This is a genomic window from Natrarchaeobius chitinivorans, from assembly GCF_003841505.1.
Taxonomy (GTDB): Archaea; Halobacteriota; Halobacteria; order Halobacteriales; family Natrialbaceae; genus Natrarchaeobius; species Natrarchaeobius chitinivorans.
The window spans coordinates 57,632-79,562 of record NZ_REGA01000005.1; the positions used below are offsets into that span (position 1 = coordinate 57,632).

Below are 21,931 nucleotides of genomic sequence, written 5' to 3' on the forward strand. Positions count from 1 at the left end.
TCTCATCCGGGATTGATCGCCGGTATCGGTCGGTCCGGGTTCGTTCCGTGAGCCGCCGACTCCACCGTCCGAACGACGAACGACGTCACGTCTATTCGTTCCTCGAGCAGTCGCTCGCGCCGACGGTCCCACTGGTTCGAGTCCGATTCGACGATCGAAACCGCGCGCTCGAGCGCTCGTTCGTGTCGATCGTCGGCGTCGTAGGCGTACAACAGCCCGTACTCCTCGAGGTCGTCGGTGTAGCCGAGCGACAGCGAGTTTACGTAGACCGACGGCGTGCCGAGTACCGCGGCTTCGGCTGCCGTCGTCGCACCCTCTCCGACGACGACGTCCGCGTACGCGAGCAGGTCGTGCAACCGCTCTGCGGGAGACGTAAGCTGGTACGACGCGAGGTCCGGCGGCGGCTCGCCCTCCGCCGTGAGCAGGACGGTCGCACCGGCGTCTTCGAGTCGATCGACCAGTTCGCGGGGATCGTCGACGCCGCCGTGACCGACGTCGTGCGTCGCGTTCCAGCTACTGAGCCGGACGACGGCGAACGTCTCGTCGGGGGCGACGCCGGCGACGTCGAGGGCCGACGGATCCGGCTCGAATCGATCGGGGTGGAGATACGCCAGTTCGTGATACCCCGGGTACGTCACCTGTTTCGAACCGACGTCGTCGCGGTAACACGACGGCGTGCAGACGACGTCGGCGAAGGGGTAGCCGAGGCTCGTGATCAGGCTCGCGTGCTCGGTGTCGTAGAAGATCACGCCCGTCGCACGAAGCGCCGTCGCGACGTGTGCGGCGGCGACGCCGCCGATGCCCGTGATCACGTCGGGATCGATCCGTCGCGCTCGATACAACAGCCGCGTCTCGTACGTGGTCTGAACCGCTGCGAGCGAGAGCATCGAATCCGCCTCGCCGGCCAGGATCTCGTGGTCGATGTCGTAGGCCTCGAGCAGGTCGACCGCCACACCGTTCTCGCGCGCGAAGACGTGGACGCGATGCCCACGGGATTCGAGTTCCCCGATCGCGTGACGGAAGAAGTGGACGTGTCCGGGATGCTGGATCGTGACGACGAACCGCATTACGCGATCACCCGACTGTCGACGTCGTCTTCCGCGTTTTCGTGCGTCATAACGTTCGATAGACGAACCCCGCGTCGGTCGCGACGTCCTCGTCGATCGATCCGGTCACGTCGATCAACGCTGGCGTTTCTGCGAGGGCGTTCGCTACCGCCTCGAGGTCGAACTGTTCGAATTCGGGGTGGGGGGTCGCCAGTACGATCGCGTCGATCCCGTCGAACGAGAGCCGTTCCTGTACGTCGAGACCGAACGTCTCACGTACGTCGTCGTCGTCTGCGAGCGGGTCGAAGCCTTCGACGTCGACGTCGTAGTCCGTCAGGGCGTCGACGACGTCGGCGACTTTCGAATTGCGAATATCGCCGACGTTCGGTTTGTACGCGAGCCCGAGGACGAGAACGCGACTCTCACAGAGGGTCTTGTGACACTCGTTGAGCGCGCCGATCGTCAACTCGGCGACGTGGTCGGGAATCGACTCGTTGACGACGCGACTCCGCCGAAGCAGTTCGGGCTCGAACCCGTCCCGTGACGAGCGATACGCCAGGAAGTACGGGTCAACTGGGATACAGTGGCCGCCGACGAGCCCGGGTCGGTAGTCGTGAAAGTTCCACTTCGTCCCCGCGGCTTCGAGGACGTCGCGGGCGTCTACGTCCATCTGGTCGAACGCGACCGAGAGTTCGTTGACGAACGCGATGTTGAGGTCTCGCTGAGCGTTCTCGACGACCTTCGACGCTTCGGCGACCTCGATCGAGGGCGCGCGGTGGACGCCCGCGTCGACGACCGACTCGTATCGCTGTGCGATGTCCTCGAGAACCTTCTCGTTCTGGCCGCTGACGACTTTGACGACGTCCTCGACGCTGCGGTCTTCGTCTCCCGGCGTCGCTCGTTCCGGGGAGTATCCGACGAAGAAGTCCTCACCCGCCGTCATCCCCGACGCGTCCTCGAGGGCTGGGACGAACACTTCGCGGGTCGCTCCCGGATAAACGGTCGACTCGAGTATCGCCGTCGTCCCGGCGGTCATCTTCGAGCCGACGGTCCGTGCGGCGCTCTCGACGTGCTCGAGGTTCGGTCCGTTTCTGTCGTCGATCGGCGTCGGAACGGCGACGATCACGTACTCGGCGTCGGCGATGGCTCCCGCGCTCGTCGTATACGAGATGTCGCCATCACGGACGGCGTCGTCGGAGAGGTCGCCGGTCGTATCGATCCCCGCCTGGAGCCGTTCGACCGTCGATTCGTCGACGTCGTACCCAATGACGCGGTAGTCTGCCCGTGCGAAGCCGACCGCGAGGGGCAATCCGACGTAGCCGAGTCCGACGACGCAGATCGTCGCGTTGCGGGCCGATTCGTCGACCGCTTTTCGTTTCCCGCCTGTCTGTGGTTCGGTTCGACTGAGCGGGTATCGGTCGTGCTCCCGACCGTCCGTTCGGTTGTCCGTGTCGCTGATTGTCGGATTCATGGATGGTACGTTGTCACGGGACCGTCAGACGCGTTCGTGCGCCGACGTCCCGTTCGGGTTCGTGATCCCGTCGATGCGGGATCGTCCTCGCTCACATCGAGCGGCTCCGGTCCGTTTACTATACCCTCGATAAACGATTGCACCCCTCTCAACAGCTGAAAACAGGATACTCTCGAGGTGTATCGGCGATCCGCCCGAAATTCGAGCCGAATTCGCCGCGATAGCTTAGCAGGGCGTTAAACGGACCTGTACGAACCCATAATGAAGGTCCCTTCCGTCGGAGATTCGACGACGGTCGCGTACCCGGGCCATCGACGCCCGGTCGAACGTATCCGTCATCAGAATCGCGATAGCCATGGACGACCATTCCCAGCTCGCAAGCGGACCACACACACCGGCGGGAGAGTATCGTGCCCCCGCCGGTGACGGTGTTTCGACCACCGTCCTCGACGCGTACACCGACGTACCGACGACGTCGGTTCGCGCACCCGTCCTATTCGTAGACGGTGTGTGGTCGGTTTGGTTTTCGGCGATCCGCAACGCGTCGTTCTTGGAGTGGCTCCTCATCGTCGTCCTGTTCACACTGATCGCTGTTCTTATCGGTATTCGGGGCGGAGAACTGCTACTCGACCGCGACGGCGCTGTCGATCCATCCAGTTTTCGCTCTCGGGACTCACACCGACAGGACGTAGCGTCTCAGGACGAGGGAGACACGGACGAACCTCGATCCGACGATCGGAACCCGTACGAGGACGTCATCTCGATCGATACGCCTCCGAGGCTTCTCAGCGACGAAGGGCGTGTCGTTCAGTTACTCGTCGAAAACGATGGCGAGATTCGACAACATCGGATCACCGACGAAACGGGCTGGTCGAAGTCGAAAGTCAGTCGGATCTGTTCGAGGATGTGCGAAGACGGGACCATCGAGAAGACCACCGTCGGTCGGGAGAACGTGATCTCGCTCGCGGAGGGACCGTCGAACCGCCGATCCGCACGTCCCGACGCCGACAATCCGGTCCCGTAACCTGACGGGGGACTCGAGTGGCCCTTTCTGGCAGTCATTCCCCTGCCTCCTCGGCCAGACCACGCCCGATGTCACGGGCGTAGACCGCGATTCCCGTCTCGCCCGGTCGGAAAGAGGAGCCGATTTCGAACGTGGCGAGCGACGGGACGGCCTTATTCCTACGGTAAACGGGGACGGTCGTACGAACGGGACGGGTCGTACGCGCCGGTCCGACGCCCCCTCCCGGTCTTCCCTTCACACCTCGAGTGATATCGTCTACGATGGTCTTTATCGGTCTATCGCACAACGGCGGGCGATCGACCGGCAATCGGTCATAGCAGACCGTATGACGAACGAGGGCGAACGCAGTCCCACGAGTTCGCTCGGGTTCTCGGATTGCTGTACCGCCGTCGCGGTACAACCGTACCCCGTCTCTTTCCCACGGTACTGACCTCCAGCAGACCGTCTCGGGACTGATATGCCTGCTCGGTCGAGTGCCCCGGGACAGAGCGTCGCAACGCGATCGGGAGTCCGTTCGCCGTCTCCTTCCTCGAGCGGGAACGTTCACTCCAATCGGACGCGCTCACTCTGCGCCCGTCGCGGAACGTCCCTGTCGGTTCGCCCGTTCGCGGAACACACTCGAATCTTATCCGATCTATAGTAATGCCCGATGATTCCGTTTCGATCGGTAGCTGCCCTCCGTTCGACGGGCGGGCACGATCAATCCATGACACGAAACAGCACCGAACGCAGGAAAGCCATCTCGAACCGGGTTATCACGGATACGTCCGTCGCGATCGACACCCTTTGCAGAAATCGCCGTTTGTCGCGTGCTGTCCCGTGGCACTCGTTGCAGGGAAGGATGGTGATGAGCTGATGTGTGGGATCATCGCCCGGGTCGGTCATGACGAGGCCACGGAGACGCTGCTCTCGGCTCTCGAGAACCTCGAGTATCGAGGGTACGACTCGGCCGGGATCGCCGTCCAGAACGGATCGGGAGTCAAGGTTCAGAAGTGTTCGGGAGCGGTTTCCGAACTCAAATCCCGACTCGACGACCGTCTACACGGTACCGTCGGGATCGGTCACACTCGCTGGAGTACGCACGGTCCTCCAACCGACGAGAACGCACACCCGCACACGGACACCGTCGGCGACGTAGCCGTCGTCCACAACGGCGTCATCGACAACCACGACGAACTCAGAGCCGAACTCCGCGAGAAGGGCCACGTCTTCGACAGTGACACCGATACGGAGGTCATTCCGCACCTCATCAACGAGCACATAGAGCGGGGGATCGACGCCGAACGAGCCATTCGTTGTGCCGTCGACGAACTCGAGGGCAGCTACGCGATCGCCGCCATCGTCGACGGTGAGGAACGCGTCTACGCGGCCCGGAAGGGTTCCCCCCTCGTCCTCGGACTCGCGGACGGCGGCTGGTTCCTCGCGAGTGACGTCCCGGCCTTTCTCGAGCACACCGACGAGGTGATCTACCTCGAAGACGGCGATTTCGTCGTGCTGGAGCCGGAAACCTACGCCATCACCGATCTCGAGGGACGACCGGTCGAGCGATCGACCGACACCGTCGACTGGGATCCCGGCGACGCAGGCAAAGGCGAGTACGACCACTACATGCTCAAGGAGATCCACCACCAGCCGACGGCGCTCTCGAACACGATCGATGGCCGCGTCGACGACGGGACCGTCGCGTTCGAAACCCCCCTGTCGCAACTAGTTGCGAATATCGAAACGGTCCAGCTCGTCGCTTGCGGGACCTCCTACCACGCGTCGATGTTCGGTGCGCAACTGTTTCGCTCGGCGGGAATCCCGACCGAAGTGATCCGTGCGAGCGAGTACGAGGCGATGGCCGGACCGGTCGACGAGCGATCCCTCGTGGTCGCGGTCACCCAGAGCGGCGAAACCGCGGACACGCTCGATGCAGTTCGCAAAGCGGCCGGGCGCGGAGCGAAATCGCTCGCGGTCACGAACGTCGTCGGTTCGACCGCCGCCCGCGAAGCCGACGAGGCGATCTACATCCGGGCCGGTCCGGAGGTCGGCGTCGCCGCGACCAAGACCTTCTCGTCACAGGCGGTCACGCTCGCGTTGCTCTCCCAGCGACTGGCCGGCGCCGTGCCCGACGCGACGCCGCGGGCCGACGGGAACGCGATGCTCGAGGCGCTTCCCGACCTTCCGGCCCACGTCGAGACCGTCCTGGAGACCAGTCGGGCGGACTCGCTCGCACGCGATCTGCTCGAGGACCGATCGTACTTCTTCCTCGGCAGCGGACTCGGCCACTCGGTCGCCCTCGAGGGCGCACTCAAGTTCAAAGAGATCACCTACGAACACGCCGAGGGGTTCGCCGCCGGCGAACTCAAGCACGGCCCGCTCGCGCTGGTCACCGAGGAGTCGCCGGTGTTCGCGGTCTACACCGCAAGCGAGGACGAGAAGACCGAACTCAACGCGACCGAGGCCCAGTCCCGCGGCGCGCCAGTCGTCGCCGTCGGCCCGAACGATCACCCGCTCGTCGACGACGCCGACGCGCACCTGTCGGTACCGGACACTCATCCGGTCTGGACCGCCTTACTCGCGAACGTCCAGCTACAACTCGTCTCCTACCACGTGGCGGATCTGCTGGGCCGACCGATCGACAAACCACGAAACCTCGCGAAGAGCGTTACGGTCGAGTAATCCCCGGTCGCCGCCGACGCTCACGACGCCTCATTGCGGACCGTTTTCCCGATCCGGTACGTATCGGTCGGTTCATGCCTACCGCGGGAAATCGCCTCACTTTCGACTCAGGCGCCTCGACTCTCTCGTACGGATCAGTGTCGCGTTTCACCGGTGATCGCTCGGATGGGGTCGGCGATCACCGGTAACGATCGACACCGGCCCCTATCCCCTCGGTCGTGATCGCCCGGCGTCGATCGAGCCGTCAGGGGGGTGATGTCCGTTCGTCGGACGGACCGTTCCCTTCGGTTCACGGGCAACACCCGGCGGCGGACGGCCGGCCACGGCGGAGATTCGACGCGTCCGGTCTCGAGAGATCACAGTCGGTGCGTGTACGGCCCGATCCGATCGGAACAGTGAATCGCTCACTCCGAGAAGTCACGTTTACTGCACGGAAGCGAACCGCGGGACGCCGACGACGGTTGGGATAGAAAACCGTCGAACAGCGGGACGTCGACGGTTGGGATAGACGAACGAAGTGGTTCGAACGCGGGTCAGTCGTCGCCGTCGTCGTGATCCTCGTCTCCTCCCTCGAGGATCAAGAGGATTTCCTCGTCGTCGCCGTCGATTTCGACGTCCGCCTCGTCTTCGCCGCCGTCGGCCTCGGCGGTGACGTCGTACTCGCCGTCCTCGAGTTCGAACTCGGCCACTCCGTCGTCGGTTGTCTCTTCGTAGCTGTCACCCAGAAGTCCCCGCTCGGCTACCTCGACGACGGCGTCCTCGGCGTGGCTGCCGTCCTCGGTGACGACGGTTACCGTCAGTGTACCTCGCTCGTCGCCGCCGTGTTCGTCGTCATCGTCGCCCTGATTTTCTTCGTCGTCGCCGTCGTGATCCTCGTCTCCTCTCTCGAGGGTCAACGAGAGTTCCTCGTCGTCGCCGTCGATTTCGACGCCCGCCCCGTCCTCGTCACCGTCGGCCTCGGCGGTGACGTCGTACTCGCCGTCCTCGAGTTCGAATTCGGCCACTCCGTCGTCGTCAGTCTCGTTGTTCGTTCGCTCGTTTGCGTTCGCACCACCGGCGACCGCTACGGACGCGCTCTCGACGGGGTCTCCGTCCTCGTCCTCGACGGTGACGGTAAGAACGTTCAGGTCGTCAGTCGAGTCGTCCTGGTCGCCATCGCCGACTCCGTCGTCATCGTCAGTATCGTCGTCTGCACCCCCTTCGTCGTCTGTGCCGGTGTCGTCGTCCGTGTCGGTTTCGTCGCCCTGCTCGTCCTCGTCTGCGACGTCGTCACCGTCATCTGCGCCGGCTCCGTCGTCCGCACCGGTCTCGGCGTCCCGGTCGTCGGTCGTTTCCGTTCCGGTCTCCGTACTCGTCGGGTCGTTCCACCCGTCACCGATCGAATCCACCGTACTCGAGACGGACACACCGCTCGCTGCGAGTGCCAGTCCGGCGACGAGCAGGCCGACGCCAGCGACGACCAGAACTATCTGGAGGCTGGTCTGAATCGATCGCGTCTTCGCGTCGTGTCCGCGGGAATTCCGGCGCATAGTGAGTGAGTTCGTCGGTTCGTGGACTAACTACGGGTCTCGCGCTTCTCGTACTGCCGGACAGCAGTCAGTGCGACGTCGATCGCGAATTCGCGGCCGTCGCCATCGGAGACGCACGCAGGAGGGCGACCGATCGACACATCGTTCTGTCCGACAGTATCAGAATTCGAGCCCGGAGTGACGGCGGACGTCGGCGTTCGTGTCCCGGGAGATCGGGACGCCCTTCCGGACCGGCTCTTCGGGTCGGAGTTCGTCGGCTTCACGGCAATTCTCGACTCCGTTCGGCGTAGCGCACGTGAGGGTTGCATTTCGAGAACAGTTTCTCACTCCACGGGTTCACTATACGGTTGTTAAACCGTTCCAGCGGTGAGACTGACTGGGGTCTCGGCTGGGAACGGGTCGTGTTCGCACCGTCCGTCGGGATGGCACGGATCGCTGGCGAACGTGGCTGCGGGATCGACGCGTCCGTCCCTGGTACGTTTAACTGCCGTATAGTATCGAACGGGGAGCTCTCAGTGAACGTATGGCAGATTACGCGCTCGCGTTCAAACCGGCGATCGGGCTCTACGGACAACACGACCCAAGCGCCGTTCTCTTCGAAGACGGAGTCCCCGTGTTCGGGATCGAGGAGGAACGACTGACGCGGCAGAAACACGCGCCGGAGACGTTCCCGATGAACGCCATCGTCGCCTGTCTCGAGCACCGGGACCTCGAACTCGCGGACGTCGATCGCATCCTCCTCCCGTACGACCCGCGGCTCCGATCGCGGATCCGCTCGCACTACGTCCGCGATGCGTTGCGAGCCGAGGGGCTTGCGAGAAAGATCACTGCCCTCGAGCGAACCGCAATCGACGCAGTCAGGAGCCGCCTGCGGCCCACCGGCATAGTCGAGAGCCGTCTCGCGGAGATCGGGACCCCGGTCCCGCCGATCGAACTGCTCTCACACCACCGGTGTCACGCCGCGAGCGCGTTTCACCCCTCGGGTTTCGAGGACGCGCTCGTCCTGACGATCGACGCGAAAGGCGAGTTCGACTCGACGGTCGTCTGGAGCGGACACGAAGGCGGACTGACGCGGGTCCACACCGACGAACACCCGAACAGCCTCGGGTTGTTCTACGCGATCGTCACCGAGTATCTCGGCTACCGGATGTTCAACGGCGAGGGGAAGGTGATGGGACTCGCGGCGTACGGCGAGTACAACAGCGATATCGACCGAACGTTGCGCGATCTCGTCGACGTCGGGGCGGAGTACGACGTGACGGACCTGACCAGGCGGTGGGGGACGGGCCACGGGGTCGAACGACTGGAAGAAGCGTTCGGGCGGCCGCGAACCGACGAACCCGGCTCGTTCGACCAGTGGGAGAAGGATCTTGCGTACACGACCCAGAAGATCCTCGAGGAGATCGTCCTCGACGTCGTCCGGGCGTACGCTTCGCGGGTCGATTCGACGAACGTCGCGCTTGCGGGCGGCGTCGCCCTCAACTGCAAACTCAACAAGCGAATCCGTGAACTCTCGATCGTCGACGAGACTTTCGTCCAGCCGGTCGCACACGACGCTGGACTCGCACTCGGTGCGGGCTGGGCGCTCCAGCGGCCGGCCGACGTCGACCCGCTATCGACGGTCTACTTCGGCCCCGAGTACGAGTCCGACGAGATCGAGGCGGAACTCGAGACGAACAAGATCGACTTCGCGCGGCCGGAGAACGTCGAACGGTACGTCGCACAACGTCTGGCCGAGGGGGCGCTGGTCGGCTGGTTCCAGGGGCGATCGGAACTCGGACCGCGAGCGCTCGGTGCCCGAAGCATCCTCGCGGATCCACGCTCGGCCGAGTGGCGCGACCGCGTCAACCGGTTCGTCAAACACCGCGAGCAGTGGCGTCCGTTCGCACCGTCGATCCTGGAAGACGCCGCAGCGGAGTTCCTGATAGACGCCGAACCCGCGCCGTTCATGATCGATACGTTCGACGTGCGACCGGAACGCGCCGACGAACTCTCGGCCGTCGTTCATCCAGCTGACGGCACGACGCGGCCACAGACCGTACGTGAGGATCAACACCCGCGATACTACCGCTTGCTGTCGGCGTTCGAGGAGATAACCGGCGTGCCGGTCCTGCTCAACACCTCGTTCAACGATCGCGGAGAACCGATCGTCAACACCCCGTCGGAGGCGGTGAAAGACTTCTACGGGATGGGACTCGACGTTCTCGTCCTCGAAGAGTACGTCCTCGAGAAGAACACGGCTCGTCTCCCGCCCGTCGAAGAGGGGAGTAACGGCCGTGAACCGCTGTCGAATCTGGATCCTCTCGCCGATCGAACCGACGGCGACCGGTCGGAATCGTCCTCGAGTACGCGAACGGTCCTCGACTCCTGATACTGCCGGACAGAACGATGCGTCGATCGGTCGCCCTCCTGCGGTCGTCCCCGGTGGCGACGGCCGCGAATTCGCGACCGACGTCGCACTGACTGCTGTCCGATAGCACGACAGTCGGGACCCGTCGGATCGGCAGTGTTGATCGCGACCGTCGATCGTCGCGCACCGTTTCCTACCCTGATATCGTCGGGGCTTTCACGCGAAACGCAAAAGTAGGAACTCGTCACCCGGTGATTTCGACCGTCCAGTTGCCGTCCGCGTGGACAGTTATCCAGGCGGCCCCACCCGCGCTGTACGACCGGTTGCTGTCGAACGGGCCGCTCTGATTGATGAGCTGCTCTCGGTGTCCGTCAGCACCGATTCCGTCGACGACGAACTGCCCCTCGCCGTCGTGTGTCGCTTCCAGGGTGACGTCGCCTTCGGTCAGAAACGGGCCGACGAACGAGGATCCGGACCCCGATGCGTCGACCGGCAGGGTCGCGAGGTCGTCCGCGTGAACCGCCGGCTGATCGACGACGACCGTCCACTCCCCGTCGGCCTCGACGACGAGTCGGTAGGTGCCTCCCACGACGGGGACGATCGATTCGCTCGATCCCGTATCCGAACCCGCCGCCGGAAGCATCCGCCGGTCGCTGTCGTCGACCGCCACCAGTTCCACGCCGAGTACCGGATCTCCATCCCCGGCGACCTCGAACGTGGCGATCCCCTCGAGGAGGTCGAACGTCGACGATTCGGCCGATCCCCTCCCGTCGATCGTGTGGTGGCGGCCACCGTCGAGAATCGTCCCCTGGAGTTGCTGGGTGGGCTCGCCGGTGGTGCCGTCGCCGCCCATCGTCCCGTCGATCACGTCGGACGGCGTGACTACATCGAGGCCCCGGTGTTCGAGGTGATCCAGCAGGTGTTCGAAGTCCGAAAGCGACATGCTGTTCGCGTCGCCGTCCGCGTCGTCCGCGACGACTTTCGGGATGCGAAGCGCCACGAGTTGATCGTACTGGTCACAGAGGTTGATCGCCCGGCGCACCCCACCGTGGAGGTCGGGCCCCCAGATCAGCGGCGACAGGTGGATCCCGGTCGGCGGCACACCGGTCGGGGAGGCACCGAACAGGAACGCCGACTCGTAGAGGTCCCGGACGACGGTCTGGGTGGCCTGGTCCATCCGATCGTCCGGGACGAAGCAGTGACGCGAACCGGCGTCGAAGCCGAGTTCCGCGAGATCGTCTCTTTTCCTCTCGAGGATCTGTCGGCGACGATCGTCCGGCATCTGGGTGAGCGGCTGATCGCCGGTCGGGTACGAACAGACGTCCCAGCCGCGATCACGAAGGCGACGCAATTCGTCGGCGTTCATCCGTCCGCTCCCGCCGATCCTGTCCGGGTCGACTGCCGCTGTGGCCGCCCAGCCACGCTCCTCGAGTCGGTCCGCCGCGAGGTCGTAGTGGGATCTGAACCCCCCGTACAACGCGAGAATCGCCTTCCCGTTGTCGGCCGCTTCGGTTCGTCTGAGATCGTCTGCCGCGAACCGGGTCGGGCCGTTTTCGGGTCCGACCGCGACGACGTTCAGCCGGCGGACGTCGGTGAGGTCCGGATCGCCGTGTTTCTGGATGTATCCGAAGTCGAGACGCAGCCAGCCCTCGTACTCGTCGGGAACGTCACGAATGCTGGTGAGGTGGTCGCCGCGTTCGGGTGCCATGAACTCGAGGTGGATCCGATCGACCGACTTCGCCTCGATCGCCATCGAGACGTCCCAGCCCTCGAGGTCGAGGCCACGAGGAAAGTCGATCCGCATCGCAGCCCTGTCTTCGTCGCCGTCGACGGCGATCGCCTGCGTGCCGGTCGGCACCTCGTCGGTGACGGTTTCGATATCGCCGACCACCGCCTGCCACTCGTTTGCCGACTCGAAATCAGAGACGACCTCGCCGGCTTCGATCGCCGGCCAGGAATCGTCGGAAACGGGGTCACTCGAGCGTTCACCGGTTTCGACAGCTTCGCCGTCGGTCGAATCGACGCCGGGGCCACTTTCGTTCGCCCGACCAGTCGACCGAGGGTCGAGACAGCCTGCGAGCGCCGTCGTGACGCCGAGTGTGGCCACCATTCGTCGCCGCGAGAGGGGTTGATCCATGTCGGTGTGACCTCTGGTTCCTGTGGACTTGCTAATGAGGTGGGTAAACCGTTGGCACCAGCAGAAAACGCCGATCAGACTCGTCAAAACGGCACTGCCAGCCCTCAGATGGAAATATCAGCCACCAGCTGTAACTGATAGGCACCGTATCGGATGCCGTTGTGATACCGTCGGACAGAACGATTCGACGATCGGTCGCCCTCCCGCGGGCGTCTCCGATGGCGACGGCCGCGAATTCGCGATCGACGTCGCACTGACTGCTGTCCGGCAGTACGAGAAGCAGGTGGCGACGGCACTACCGATGGAAACGGTCGACGCGTCGGTTCAGCGAGCTCGAGGAGTGACCCCCTGATCACGCGTGTCGGCGTGGTGGGCCGACGCTGTCAACAGCCGTCCCCGAACGTGCCGTTTACCGCCATCGAGTGACGGTCGTAATAGGCATAGAGGTTCCGAGGTGAGACGTACCGGCCGCCGTAGTAGCCGGCGGGGCCGGTGGTGTCGATGACGTTGTCCTCGAGGTCGGCGGTAAACCGCAGGTCACGGCGGTCGTAGATTCGGTCGCCGTCGAGCCAGTACTGAAGGATGCCGTCGTCGTTTGCTCGGCCGCTCGTGACCGTGTTCACGCAAACGTAGTACTCGAACTCGTACCACCGTCCCGGAACGATTTCGGCCTCCTGTACGGTGTACTCCTGCCCGTCGAGGAGATAGTCGTGGTCCTGGTACTGGTCCATGTGGTACGTATGCGAGAGGAGAGCGAACGGTCCGTCCGGTTCGCCACCTCTCGTCGTAACGTACAGCCGATTGCTCCAGCCGTTCGTTCCGTCCGGTTCGCCACCTCTCGTCGTAACGTACAGCCGATTGCTCCAGCCGTTCGTTCCGTCTGGGACGCCGCCGCCCGCACTCCCCTCTCCCAGCGCCATCGCACAGTTCCAGAGTCGACAGTTCGACGGATCACGACCGGGCATCTCCCAGCCGGTATCGAGCGCGAACTGAACCCGGCCGTTGAGTTCTATCACGTCCTCGCCGAGATCGTAGTGCGTGCTCACACCCCAGCTCTGGTCTTCGCGCATTCGAATCTGGAGGGCGCTGTCCCCAGAGTACGTCGGACTCGAGACGAGCGAGATATTCTCGGGGTCGCCGTTCGATCGCCAGTAGACGTCGTCCCAGTCGTCGTACGCGTCGTAATCGAGGTGGATCTCGTCGTCCGGTCTGTTACACCCTCCTCCAGCTTCGTTCGCGCTTCCGACGCCAACTCCGGCCGAGCCGAACAACCCGGCGACACCTGCGACTCCACCGAGACGGAGCGTCCGACGGCGACTCAGGCCGTCGTCCGTCGTCCGTTCGCCACCGGTTCTCGTGCGGTCATCTCCAGTCGTCCGATCGGTATGCTTGTCCGTCATGCGATTTCGGCTCCTCCACCGTCGTACAATAGTATTCGATCGCTGGGCGAAAGTAACGGGCGAATTCGCTCGAGAGCCGTTCAGCTGCCGAATTCGGCCATCCAGTAGCGTGCTCCTTTCGAATCGTTCGGGATCGACAACAGTTGCAGCGTCTACAACCGTTCGGTCTCTGGACTCCCGATCGGTTTCCCGTCGTCTCGATAGGACGGGCATCGCGGTGATCGTTGACACACGCCTCATACGGATTACTGTAACTGGTTACCGGCGCACCCGCGACCCGGGCGGCGGGTGCGCCGGCAAGGACTTACAGTAAACCGTATCAGAGCCTCGAAAGCGAATCTACCGGTGATCTCACAGCGACTAATCTGGATCGACTCCAGTGACGTTCTCTTCGTCCCCGTCCAACATCGACGAACTCCCCGCCACGCTATCCGTCTCCTCCCATTCGGTACCGTCCGACTCAGTTTCGAACGCCTGACCGACGCTGTCGCCGGCGACCGACTGGGTGATTTCGGAGGCGTCGGGGGTGTCTACGTCGGCTGCACGATCGGCCTCCGATCGAATTTCGTCGAGGTCGTAATCCTCGAGCGGATCATCGTGGCCCTCGAGGGAATCGTTGCGGTCCTCGAGCGAACCGTCGTCGAGTTGCTCGACGGTCGTCGTCGCGTCGGTTGCCAACTGTTCCAAGATTCGCTGTTCGGCGGTCGCGACCGCTACCTGTGACCTGTACTCCCCGTAACTGATCTCGCCGTTCTCGTAGGCACTGTCCAGATCCGCGCGCAATCGTTCGAGCTCGTCCAGACGGTCGTTGACGTCGGTTAGTTGATCGCTGGCAACGCCCGCCCTGTCAGCGTCGGTCTGTGCGGATGCGACCCGGATGCCGTACGCTCGTTCGGCTAGTTCACCGTTCAACTCGGCTTGCTGGACGCCGACGACGCCGGCGAGCTGTTCGCCCGGTTCCATCTCGGCGTCGTCCTGTCTGTTGTCGGTCTGTCTGTCGTCGGTCTGTCGGTCGTCGGTCTGTCGGTCGTCGTCATGTCTGTCGTCGGTCTGGACGCTCCCGGCCGCCACGCTGTCGCTTTCGGGGGCTCCGAGATCGGCGACCGCGAGCGGTACCACCGCGATCGAAACCGCGAGCGCCAGTACCAGCAAGATCGACGTAATTCGCGTCACGATATCCGTCTCGTTGGATGGCGTCTTATACACGGGCGATGGTTATTCCGATTCAACGACTTCTACCGCGGTTTGGACGGTACTCAACGACGTCAACGATCGGAAAATGGAGGAAACGATCCGCCGGAGTCGTGCGGTTTTGGCGAACTCCACGTCCGAATCAGTCTTCTGACTCGTGATCGTCCTCGTTTCTCTCCGGCAACGTGAGCACGTTTTCGCGGCCGAGACGGAACGATTCGAGTTTCCCATCCTCGCGAAGTCCGCTGACGACCTTGCTCGTTTTCGCGTCGGTCCACTCGAGTTCGGAGACGACGTCCTGTTGTTTGATTCGGCCCCCCTTCGTTTCGAGCAGGCGCAACACCCGCTCTTCGTTGCTCAAAAACTCTTCCGGGAGCGTTCGGTCGTCGTCGACGGTTTCGCCGGCCGTCGACTTCCCGGTCGATAGTTCGCGGTGGTCGCCCGCCTTGCCATCCTCGCTCGCGTTTCGCTTCCGTCGATACCAGAGCCCACCTCCGAGTGCAGACGCCCCGAAAACGACGATTCCGATCGCGAGAGTCCGGAGTGACTGGCCCGTCGACCCGCTCGAGAGGACGATTTCGGGTTCCCCGGAGATGAAATCGGTCTGTGACCCGTACCAGATCGTGGCGTGATCGCGCCGTTCGTCCGGTTCGGGACTCGCACTCGCGAGTTCATAGTCCTCGGGCCACGCGATCAGCAGCCGGCTCCCCTCCTCGAGGTACAGTCCTTCTATCGCGTCCCCGGCCTGCAGTACCGACTCGTCGACGGCCGCGAATCCGTGCCAGTCGAACGTGTACCTGACGATGCCGAAATCGCGTCCGACCGTCTGTCGGTCGGTTTCGACGGCGAACCCGTCGATGGCCATCTCACGATCGGTCGCATCACCGGCGGCGGCGACCGTCGTGTCGATCCGGTCGGCGAATCGCGTCAGGTACGGCTCCGGATCCTCGTCGATGTCGTCGCGGATGGACTCGAACGCCTCGATCGATTCCTCGTCTTCGAGGCGGACGAAAAACTCCACGGTCCACTGTGCGGACCCGTTCTCGAGCAGTTCGACGTCCATCCTGACCTGATCTGCATCGACGTCTTCCGGGGTGCTGGAGGAGATTGACGCCGGTTCACTGGTCTGGACTGCGTCCCGGGTTCGGTCGTCCGTCGCGCCGACGATCGAAGCCGATCCGGACATCACGATCGAACTCGCGAGAACGAAAAGCACGAGACGGACGATCCACCCCGGTCGAACCGTTACGGTCCCCGATTGTCGCCGGTTCATTTCAGGAGAGAGAAGAAGAGAAGATCGCATCCACCAATCACGAACTGCAGTATACGATGCCCCGTCAATACCTTTTTGATAATCGTTGGGCAAGCCCCACACTGAATCACACATTCATACTAAAATATGAAAAGCTCAGCACAATTGGCGGATAGAACCGTAACGTAGTGGACGCATCGTCGCCTAGCGCCCGAACGACACGGAACGGACCGTCCGCTCGGTTCGAGAGCACTCCTGGGGGAGACGAGAGCTACTCTCGCGGTTGCCATGAATATCGTAGCCACTGGACGTCGATCCACACCTGCTCGCACGAATGCTGTGCGATGGGTGTGTAAATAGTTCCGGTTGTTACTTCCGATCTGAGTACCCCGTTGGCTATCGGTCGACGTGACGTCGGCGCTTTCGTCGCGTGCAACGGACTTACCGTGGACGTTAACGCCGGTGTCCCAGCGCGAGACGGTTTATGATTCCGATAGCAAAGAGGATAGATTGCGACCAGCCACTGATGTCAATGCGAAACGAAACCGTCGAATCGCTCCCGGCCCGGATGGCGATCGTTCGGCGATCGGTGTCTTCGGCGGTCACCACGTACGCGCCCGTAATCGGATTCCTCGCGGCCCTCGTCCTCCTCGGAATCGCCTTCAGGGAACATCTCGACTTCTCCCAGCAGCCCCTCGAGCCGTACCGGATGTTCTTCGAGCTGCTCGTCGCGGGGCTGGTCATCTCACTGCTCAGAAGTAAAGTGGGCCTCGTGACCTACGGGATGTTCGGCCCGATCGTCATCTCGTTTATCCTGATCGAGAGCGGACTGCTCTGGGGACTGGTGTTGTTCGTGAACGTCTTCCTGATCGCCCTGGCGACGTACCTGGTTATCCAGCCGTTCCGCCTCGGTACCGCCCACCGGATCTGCGCGCTCGTGATGACCGTCGCCATCGCGATCACGACGTTTCACATCATGAGCGACAACGGCACGCTTCCCCAGGAGGTAAACGCGCTGCAGGCGTTTTTCCCGGCGATCATCACCGCGTGGTACGCCGATCGGTTCGCCCGCGAACTCACGGAACGCGGCTGGCGAGCGCCGGCGGTCCGATTTAGCTGGACGATGGTCGCGATCGTCGCCGCCTACGCCGTCGTCGCGAACGGAACGATCGTCACGTGGTTCATGCAGACGCCCGAATCCTGGGCGTTCGTCTTCGCCGCGAACGTCTACCTCGGTGCACAGTCTTCGACTCGCCTCAAGGAGTATCTCCGCTTTTCGAACGTCTACGGACAGTCGCGATTCTCCGTGCTCAGGGCATCGGTGCGGGCGCGACTTCACAACGCGAGGGCCCGTCTCCGCGGACTCTTCGGAGCGGAAACGTCGCGCGTCGAACCTACGTCGGTCATGGCGATGAATCGCCGAAACAGGCTGATCAAGCAGTACAATCCCCAGCACCTCTATCCGGAACTCGACAAGGCGTCGATGAAACGCGCCTTCCACGGAACCGGCGTTCCGACGCCCGAAACGTACGCCCTCGTCGGATCGCTGAGCGACCTGTCGACGGCAGAAGAGATCATCGACACGCGAGACGAGTTCGTGATCAAACCCGACAGCGGATACGGTGGCGAAGGAATCATCGTCGTCAACGGCCGAACTGAAAACGGTGACTTCGAAACGTCGAAGGGACGGAAGACACCCGAACAACTCCTCGCACACACGCGCTCGATCGTGGAGGGGCAGTACGATCCCATGGGCCTCGAGGGCGTCGCGGTCATCGAAGGGCTGGTCCACCCCGACGATCAACTGCTGTCGATCGCTGGCCAGGGGGTTCCGGACGTCCGCGTGATCGTCTTCAAAGGCTACCCGATCATGGCGATGACGCGACTGCCGACCGAGGAGTCAGACGGCGCGGCGAACCTTCACATGGGGGCGGTCGGCGTCGGTCTCAGCATCGCGGACGGCAAGGCGTTGGGCGGCTACCAGAGTACGAACAAGTGGTTCGACGACCACCCCGATACGGGCGTCGATCTCGAGGCGTTCTACGTTCACAACTGGGGGCAGATCCTCGACACGGCGGTCATGGCCGCCGAGGTCTCCCGGCTCGGGTACACCGGTGTCGACATCGTGGTCGACGAGACGGAGGGCCCGATGGTCCTCGAGATCAACGCCCGACCCGGCCTCGGAATTCAGAATTCGACGTTCGACGGCCTGCTCGAGCGAACGGAGTTCGTCGAAAAGCTCCCCGACTCGTTCGATCTGAAGTCGCCAGGCGAGAAGATCGAACTCGCCAGAACCTGGGACCGTGTCGACTGGACCGAAGATGCGATCGAGCTCGAAGCGCAGTGGGCCCGGACCGACGCCGATGCCGATCGATCCGTGCGTACCGGGGATCCAGATCACGAGCGGAAGCGCGAATCAGCCGATGGCGAGACTGACGGGCAAGAGGAGGTGATCGCCCGATGAAGCGAGCCACGTTCGGTTCGGTTCTCGTCTTCGTCGGCCTGTTGCCGGGCGTGTTGCTCACCGACGGGCTGACGGTGTCGATCGACGTACCGACTGTCGTTTCCCACCTCGCCGGCAACCCCGTCATCGTCGACGTTCCGTTGGCCCTCTTCGTCGGCATTCCGACGCTGTTTACGCTGTTCGTCCTCGCCGAGGCAACCGGTCACGTTCGCGAGCGGAAACCGCCGAGTTGATCGAGTCGGGGCAGCGTACGCTTCGGGCCGTCATCGCTGAAGCCGGTTTCCCTGGAGGACGTCGTCTCGAGCGGTATCGGTACGTGAAACGCGGTGTCTGTCCCTCGAGACTTCGAAGCCGGGCCCACCCCGTCCGGTGTCATGGCCGATGTCGACGAGTATCCTTGGCCCCGGCCACGCCTCGTGCTATCCAATCCCCTCCTTTTGAGGACCGAAAGTCGATTAGTTCCTCGTGATCTCGATCACATGTGTGAAGTGGGACCTATTCTACCATCAACTGTTGCTGTAGTGTGGATATAGGACAATATCGATGCCGGGTATATCGGTTATGGTCGACGATCAGTGGAGATGATCCACTCGCAGCTCGGGTGTCCGTGCCGACTTTTGATCGAACTTCGAACTAATCGACGATTTCCCTAGCCTCATTGTCAACGAGAGATACGGTTGGAAATGGTCGAAATACCGCTTTCCTCAACCTCGAACAATCCGGACAGCGTGACCGACGAAAGAGTCGACGACTACGCCGGGGGCTGTCGTCTGCACCTATACCGTTGTGTATCACGTTGTCCGAGCAGTATTGTATGTGATCAACTTCATTGTGGGCCGATAATACTGGTGTGATTTGCGTCAATTCCTGTTTGGACCCTCCAAAATCGGAGGTCTGTCGTCGTCAGTCATACTACCGGCTGTAAGTCATTCAAGATTCTCGCCGCTCCGGGGTGGCGAGAATCTTGACACAGTTACAGCCGGCAGTATCAGCCGACGAATTCGCTCTGCTCGATCGAGTTCGATTGCCGGTGGGAGGATTTTCCCGACCCTCCGACGCTAGCGGTCGTAGTAGTCGATCCACGGCCGTTCTCGCTCGAGTGCGGCGGCCGTAGTGATAACCGCTTCGTCGTCGAATCGCGGGGCCACGATCTGAACGCCAACCGGCACTCCGTCGACGAGTCCGGCCGGTACTGACGCGGCGGGATGGCGAGTGAGGTTCAACGGCCACGTCAGCAGCCATCCCAGCGGGCCGTACGGTTTCCGTCCGTCTATCGTCTCCGGGAGACCGTCAGCGGATTCGAACGGAGGGACGGCAAGCGTCGGGGTGACGAGGACGTCGTACTCCTCGAAAACCGCCTGGACGGCACGGAACAGTTTCGACCGCGTTGCGTTCGCCCGTTTGTACTCGAGTGCGGTTCGCGTCCGGCCCGTTTCGATACGGTCGATAACGTGATCGTCGACGAGATCGCGACGTGCCAGCGGATCGATTCCGTGAGCCGTGTGCAGGTCCTCCGCGAGGTCGGCGTACATGATCTCGAGACCGGTCATGATCGCGTCCTGGGCGTCGTCCCACTCGTCGAAGTCGAGACTCGTCCGTTCGACCGTCCCACCGGCGTGCTCTAGGCTCGCGACCGCGTCGCGTACGACACGACGGACGTCGGGATCAACCGGCGCGCCGGCGAACTCGGGAGCGTACCCGATTCGGAATCCGTTCGTCGAGCGATCGGTCGCCTCGAGAAACGCCGGGTCGTCGGGAGGGCTGAACGGCTCCGCTGGATGGGATCCCGCCATCACGTCCAGTGCGAGCGCCGCGTCTTCGACCGTTCTGGCGAGCGGTCCGCTACTGACGTGCGGGAGGTCGTATCTGTACGCGTTCGGACGGAACGCCTGTGGAACCCGCCCGGGAGTTGGATAGACGCCGACGACGCCGCAGGCGCTCGCCGGAATCCGCACCGATCCCGCGTGGTCGGAACCCTGTGCGAGGGGGACGAGGCCGGCGGCGACCGCGGCCGCGCTTCCGCCTGATGAACCGCCGGCGGTTCGGTCGGGGGAAAACGGGTTTCGAGTTCGACCGGCGAGCGCGTTGTCGGTTACGCCCTTGGCGGCGAACTCCGGCGTGTTCGTCTTGCCGACGACGATCGCCCCGGCGTCTTCGAGACGAGTGACGAGCGGGGCGGACCGGTCGGGAACGAAATCGGTGAACGCGCGGGAGCCGAACGTGTTACGGACTCCGGCCTTGTACGCGTAGGCGTCTTTGATCGCGACGGGAACGCCGTGTAGCGGGCCGAGATCGTCTCCGTTCTCGACGGCGCGTTCAGCCTCGAGAGCGCGCTCTCGTGCTTTCTCCGATATCACCGTAACGAACGCGTTGTGGTCGTCGGCCTCGATCCGATCGAGGCACTCCTCGACGACCCGAACTGGTGACCGATCGCCCGTTCGAATCGCTCGAGCGATTCCAGCAGCGGTGGTCTCGTCCATGGGTGTGATTCGCAGGCACCCGTGAAATATCTACGCGTTGGGAACCCCGCGTTCCGTCGTAGTCGGGACCGCAGTCGGCAAGTGGTGGTGTCGATCGCAGTCGGCAAGTGGTGGTGTCGATCGCAGTCGGCAAGTGGTGGTGTCGATACTGGTCTCCGCTCCCACCGAACTGACTGCCGGCCGTTGTAGCGCCGATGAAACGAGTAAGGGTCGAACCCGGGGAATGATTTTTAACGACCTGCATCGATATCTCACTCGAGATGATAGATACGAATGCGTTTCGCCAGACGCTCGGCAACTTCGCGACCGGCGTGACGGTCGTGACGATGAACGACGGCGGTGACGACCACGCAATGACGGTCAATTCGTTTTCGTCGGTGTCACTCGATCCGCCGCTCGTGGCGTACAACGCGGACAAGGGGACCGACTCACACGATTTTACGGCGAGGGCTGAAAACTACGCCGTCAACGTTCTGGGTACAGATCAGGAGTGGTTATCGAATCGATTCGCCGGTGAACACAAGGAGATGGACGACCCGTTCGAAGACGTCGATACCACTCGCGGCGAAACCGGAGCGCTCGTGTTCGAAGACGCCATCGCGTACCTGGATTGTTCGCTCGCGGCCAGCCACGATGCGGGCGATCACACGATCTACGTCGGCGAGGTACAGGAGTTCGGCGTCAACCGCCCGTCGGCCGACCCCCTCACGTTTTTCAGGGGCGAGTACGGCCGTATCGAGTGATCGGAGCTTTTGTCCATCGTTGCCGGTGTACCCGCGGTCCGTCAGCGCTCACACCGGTAAATCGGTACGACAACCCTATGGGGCGGTCCGCTGTCCGGTGGGACCGTTCGAACGTGGTACTCGAACACGCGCCCCGAACGGGGATACTCGAACCTGCCCCAACGGGTGTCGGAGTTCCCC

General features: G+C 63.1%; 14 protein-coding genes. 6 read left to right on the top strand and 8 right to left on the bottom strand.

The genetic code is table 11. The features are described from left to right. Nucleotides 1-2: 2 nt before the first annotated feature. Nucleotides 3-1,067: a DUF354 domain-containing protein gene (locus EA473_RS07760; RefSeq protein WP_124195098.1), complete on the bottom strand. Its 1,065-nt coding sequence runs from the start codon at nucleotides 1,065-1,067 to the stop codon at nucleotides 3-5. A gap of 46 nt (nucleotides 1,068-1,113) precedes the next feature. Then, on the bottom strand, nucleotides 1,114-2,517 hold the full coding sequence (locus tag EA473_RS07765; protein ID WP_124195099.1) for a nucleotide sugar dehydrogenase: 1,404 nt from the start codon (nucleotides 2,515-2,517) through the stop codon (nucleotides 1,114-1,116). 355 nt (nucleotides 2,518-2,872) lie between these two features. Between EA473_RS07765 and EA473_RS22540 the strand changes: the two genes are divergently transcribed. Beyond that, entirely contained in the window at nucleotides 2,873-3,541 is a 669-nt protein-coding gene (locus EA473_RS22540) for a helix-turn-helix transcriptional regulator (protein WP_207890155.1), read from the top strand. A gap of 855 nt (nucleotides 3,542-4,396) precedes the next feature. Beyond that, nucleotides 4,397-6,205 carry a glutamine--fructose-6-phosphate transaminase (isomerizing) gene (glmS, locus tag EA473_RS07775; protein ID WP_124195100.1) on the top strand — a complete coding sequence of 603 codons (1,809 nt, stop codon included), beginning with the start codon at nucleotides 4,397-4,399 and terminating at the stop codon, nucleotides 6,203-6,205. Between the two features lie 533 nt (nucleotides 6,206-6,738). Here glmS and EA473_RS07780 read toward each other — a convergent pair. Then, entirely contained in the window at nucleotides 6,739-7,734 is a 996-nt protein-coding gene (locus EA473_RS07780; protein WP_124195101.1) for a carboxypeptidase-like regulatory domain-containing protein, read from the bottom strand. 523 nt (nucleotides 7,735-8,257) lie between these two features. Here EA473_RS07780 and EA473_RS07785 point away from each other — a divergent pair. After that, nucleotides 8,258-10,105 (top strand): carbamoyltransferase family protein, encoded by a 1,848-nt coding sequence (locus tag EA473_RS07785; RefSeq protein WP_124195102.1) that lies wholly within the window; start codon nucleotides 8,258-8,260, stop codon nucleotides 10,103-10,105. A 223-nt stretch (nucleotides 10,106-10,328) separates the two neighbouring features. Here EA473_RS07785 and EA473_RS07795 read toward each other — a convergent pair whose 3' ends face one another. From EA473_RS07795 to EA473_RS07815, 4 genes are all read right to left on the bottom strand, one after another. Beyond that, on the bottom strand, nucleotides 10,329-12,221 hold the full coding sequence (locus EA473_RS07795) for a polysaccharide deacetylase family protein (RefSeq protein ID WP_124195104.1): 1,893 nt from the start codon (nucleotides 12,219-12,221) through the stop codon (nucleotides 10,329-10,331). Nucleotides 12,222-12,604: 383 nt separating this feature from the next. Next, on the bottom strand, nucleotides 12,605-13,621 hold the full coding sequence (locus EA473_RS07805; RefSeq protein ID WP_165875225.1) for a hypothetical protein: 1,017 nt from the start codon (nucleotides 13,619-13,621) through the stop codon (nucleotides 12,605-12,607). Nucleotides 13,622-13,981: 360 nt separating this feature from the next. After that, nucleotides 13,982-14,794 (bottom strand): hypothetical protein, encoded by an 813-nt coding sequence (locus EA473_RS07810; protein WP_124195105.1) that lies wholly within the window; start codon nucleotides 14,792-14,794, stop codon nucleotides 13,982-13,984. 160 nt (nucleotides 14,795-14,954) lie between these two features. Then, nucleotides 14,955-15,998, bottom strand: a complete 1,044-nt coding sequence (locus EA473_RS07815; RefSeq protein ID WP_243645211.1) for a helix-turn-helix transcriptional regulator — start codon at nucleotides 15,996-15,998, stop codon at nucleotides 14,955-14,957. 592 nt (nucleotides 15,999-16,590) lie between these two features. Between EA473_RS07815 and EA473_RS07820 the strand changes: the two genes are divergently transcribed. Both EA473_RS07820 and EA473_RS07825 read left to right on the top strand, forming a co-directional pair. Further along, on the top strand, nucleotides 16,591-18,528 hold the full coding sequence (locus EA473_RS07820) for a sugar-transfer associated ATP-grasp domain-containing protein (protein ID WP_165875226.1): 1,938 nt from the start codon (nucleotides 16,591-16,593) through the stop codon (nucleotides 18,526-18,528). Next, nucleotides 18,525-18,761 (top strand): hypothetical protein, encoded by a 237-nt coding sequence (locus EA473_RS07825; protein WP_124195108.1) that lies wholly within the window; start codon nucleotides 18,525-18,527, stop codon nucleotides 18,759-18,761. The genes EA473_RS07820 and EA473_RS07825 overlap by 4 nt, the downstream gene beginning before the upstream one ends. A gap of 825 nt (nucleotides 18,762-19,586) precedes the next feature. On the opposite strand, the gene EA473_RS07830 is transcribed toward EA473_RS07825, so the two are convergent. Continuing rightward, entirely contained in the window at nucleotides 19,587-21,008 is a 1,422-nt protein-coding gene (locus EA473_RS07830) for an amidase (RefSeq protein WP_124195109.1), read from the bottom strand. Between the two features lie 260 nt (nucleotides 21,009-21,268). On the opposite strand from EA473_RS07830, the gene EA473_RS07835 reads away from it, so the two are divergent. Continuing rightward, entirely contained in the window at nucleotides 21,269-21,751 is a 483-nt protein-coding gene (locus EA473_RS07835) for a flavin reductase family protein (RefSeq protein WP_124195110.1), read from the top strand. Nucleotides 21,752-21,931 lie beyond the last annotated feature (180 nt).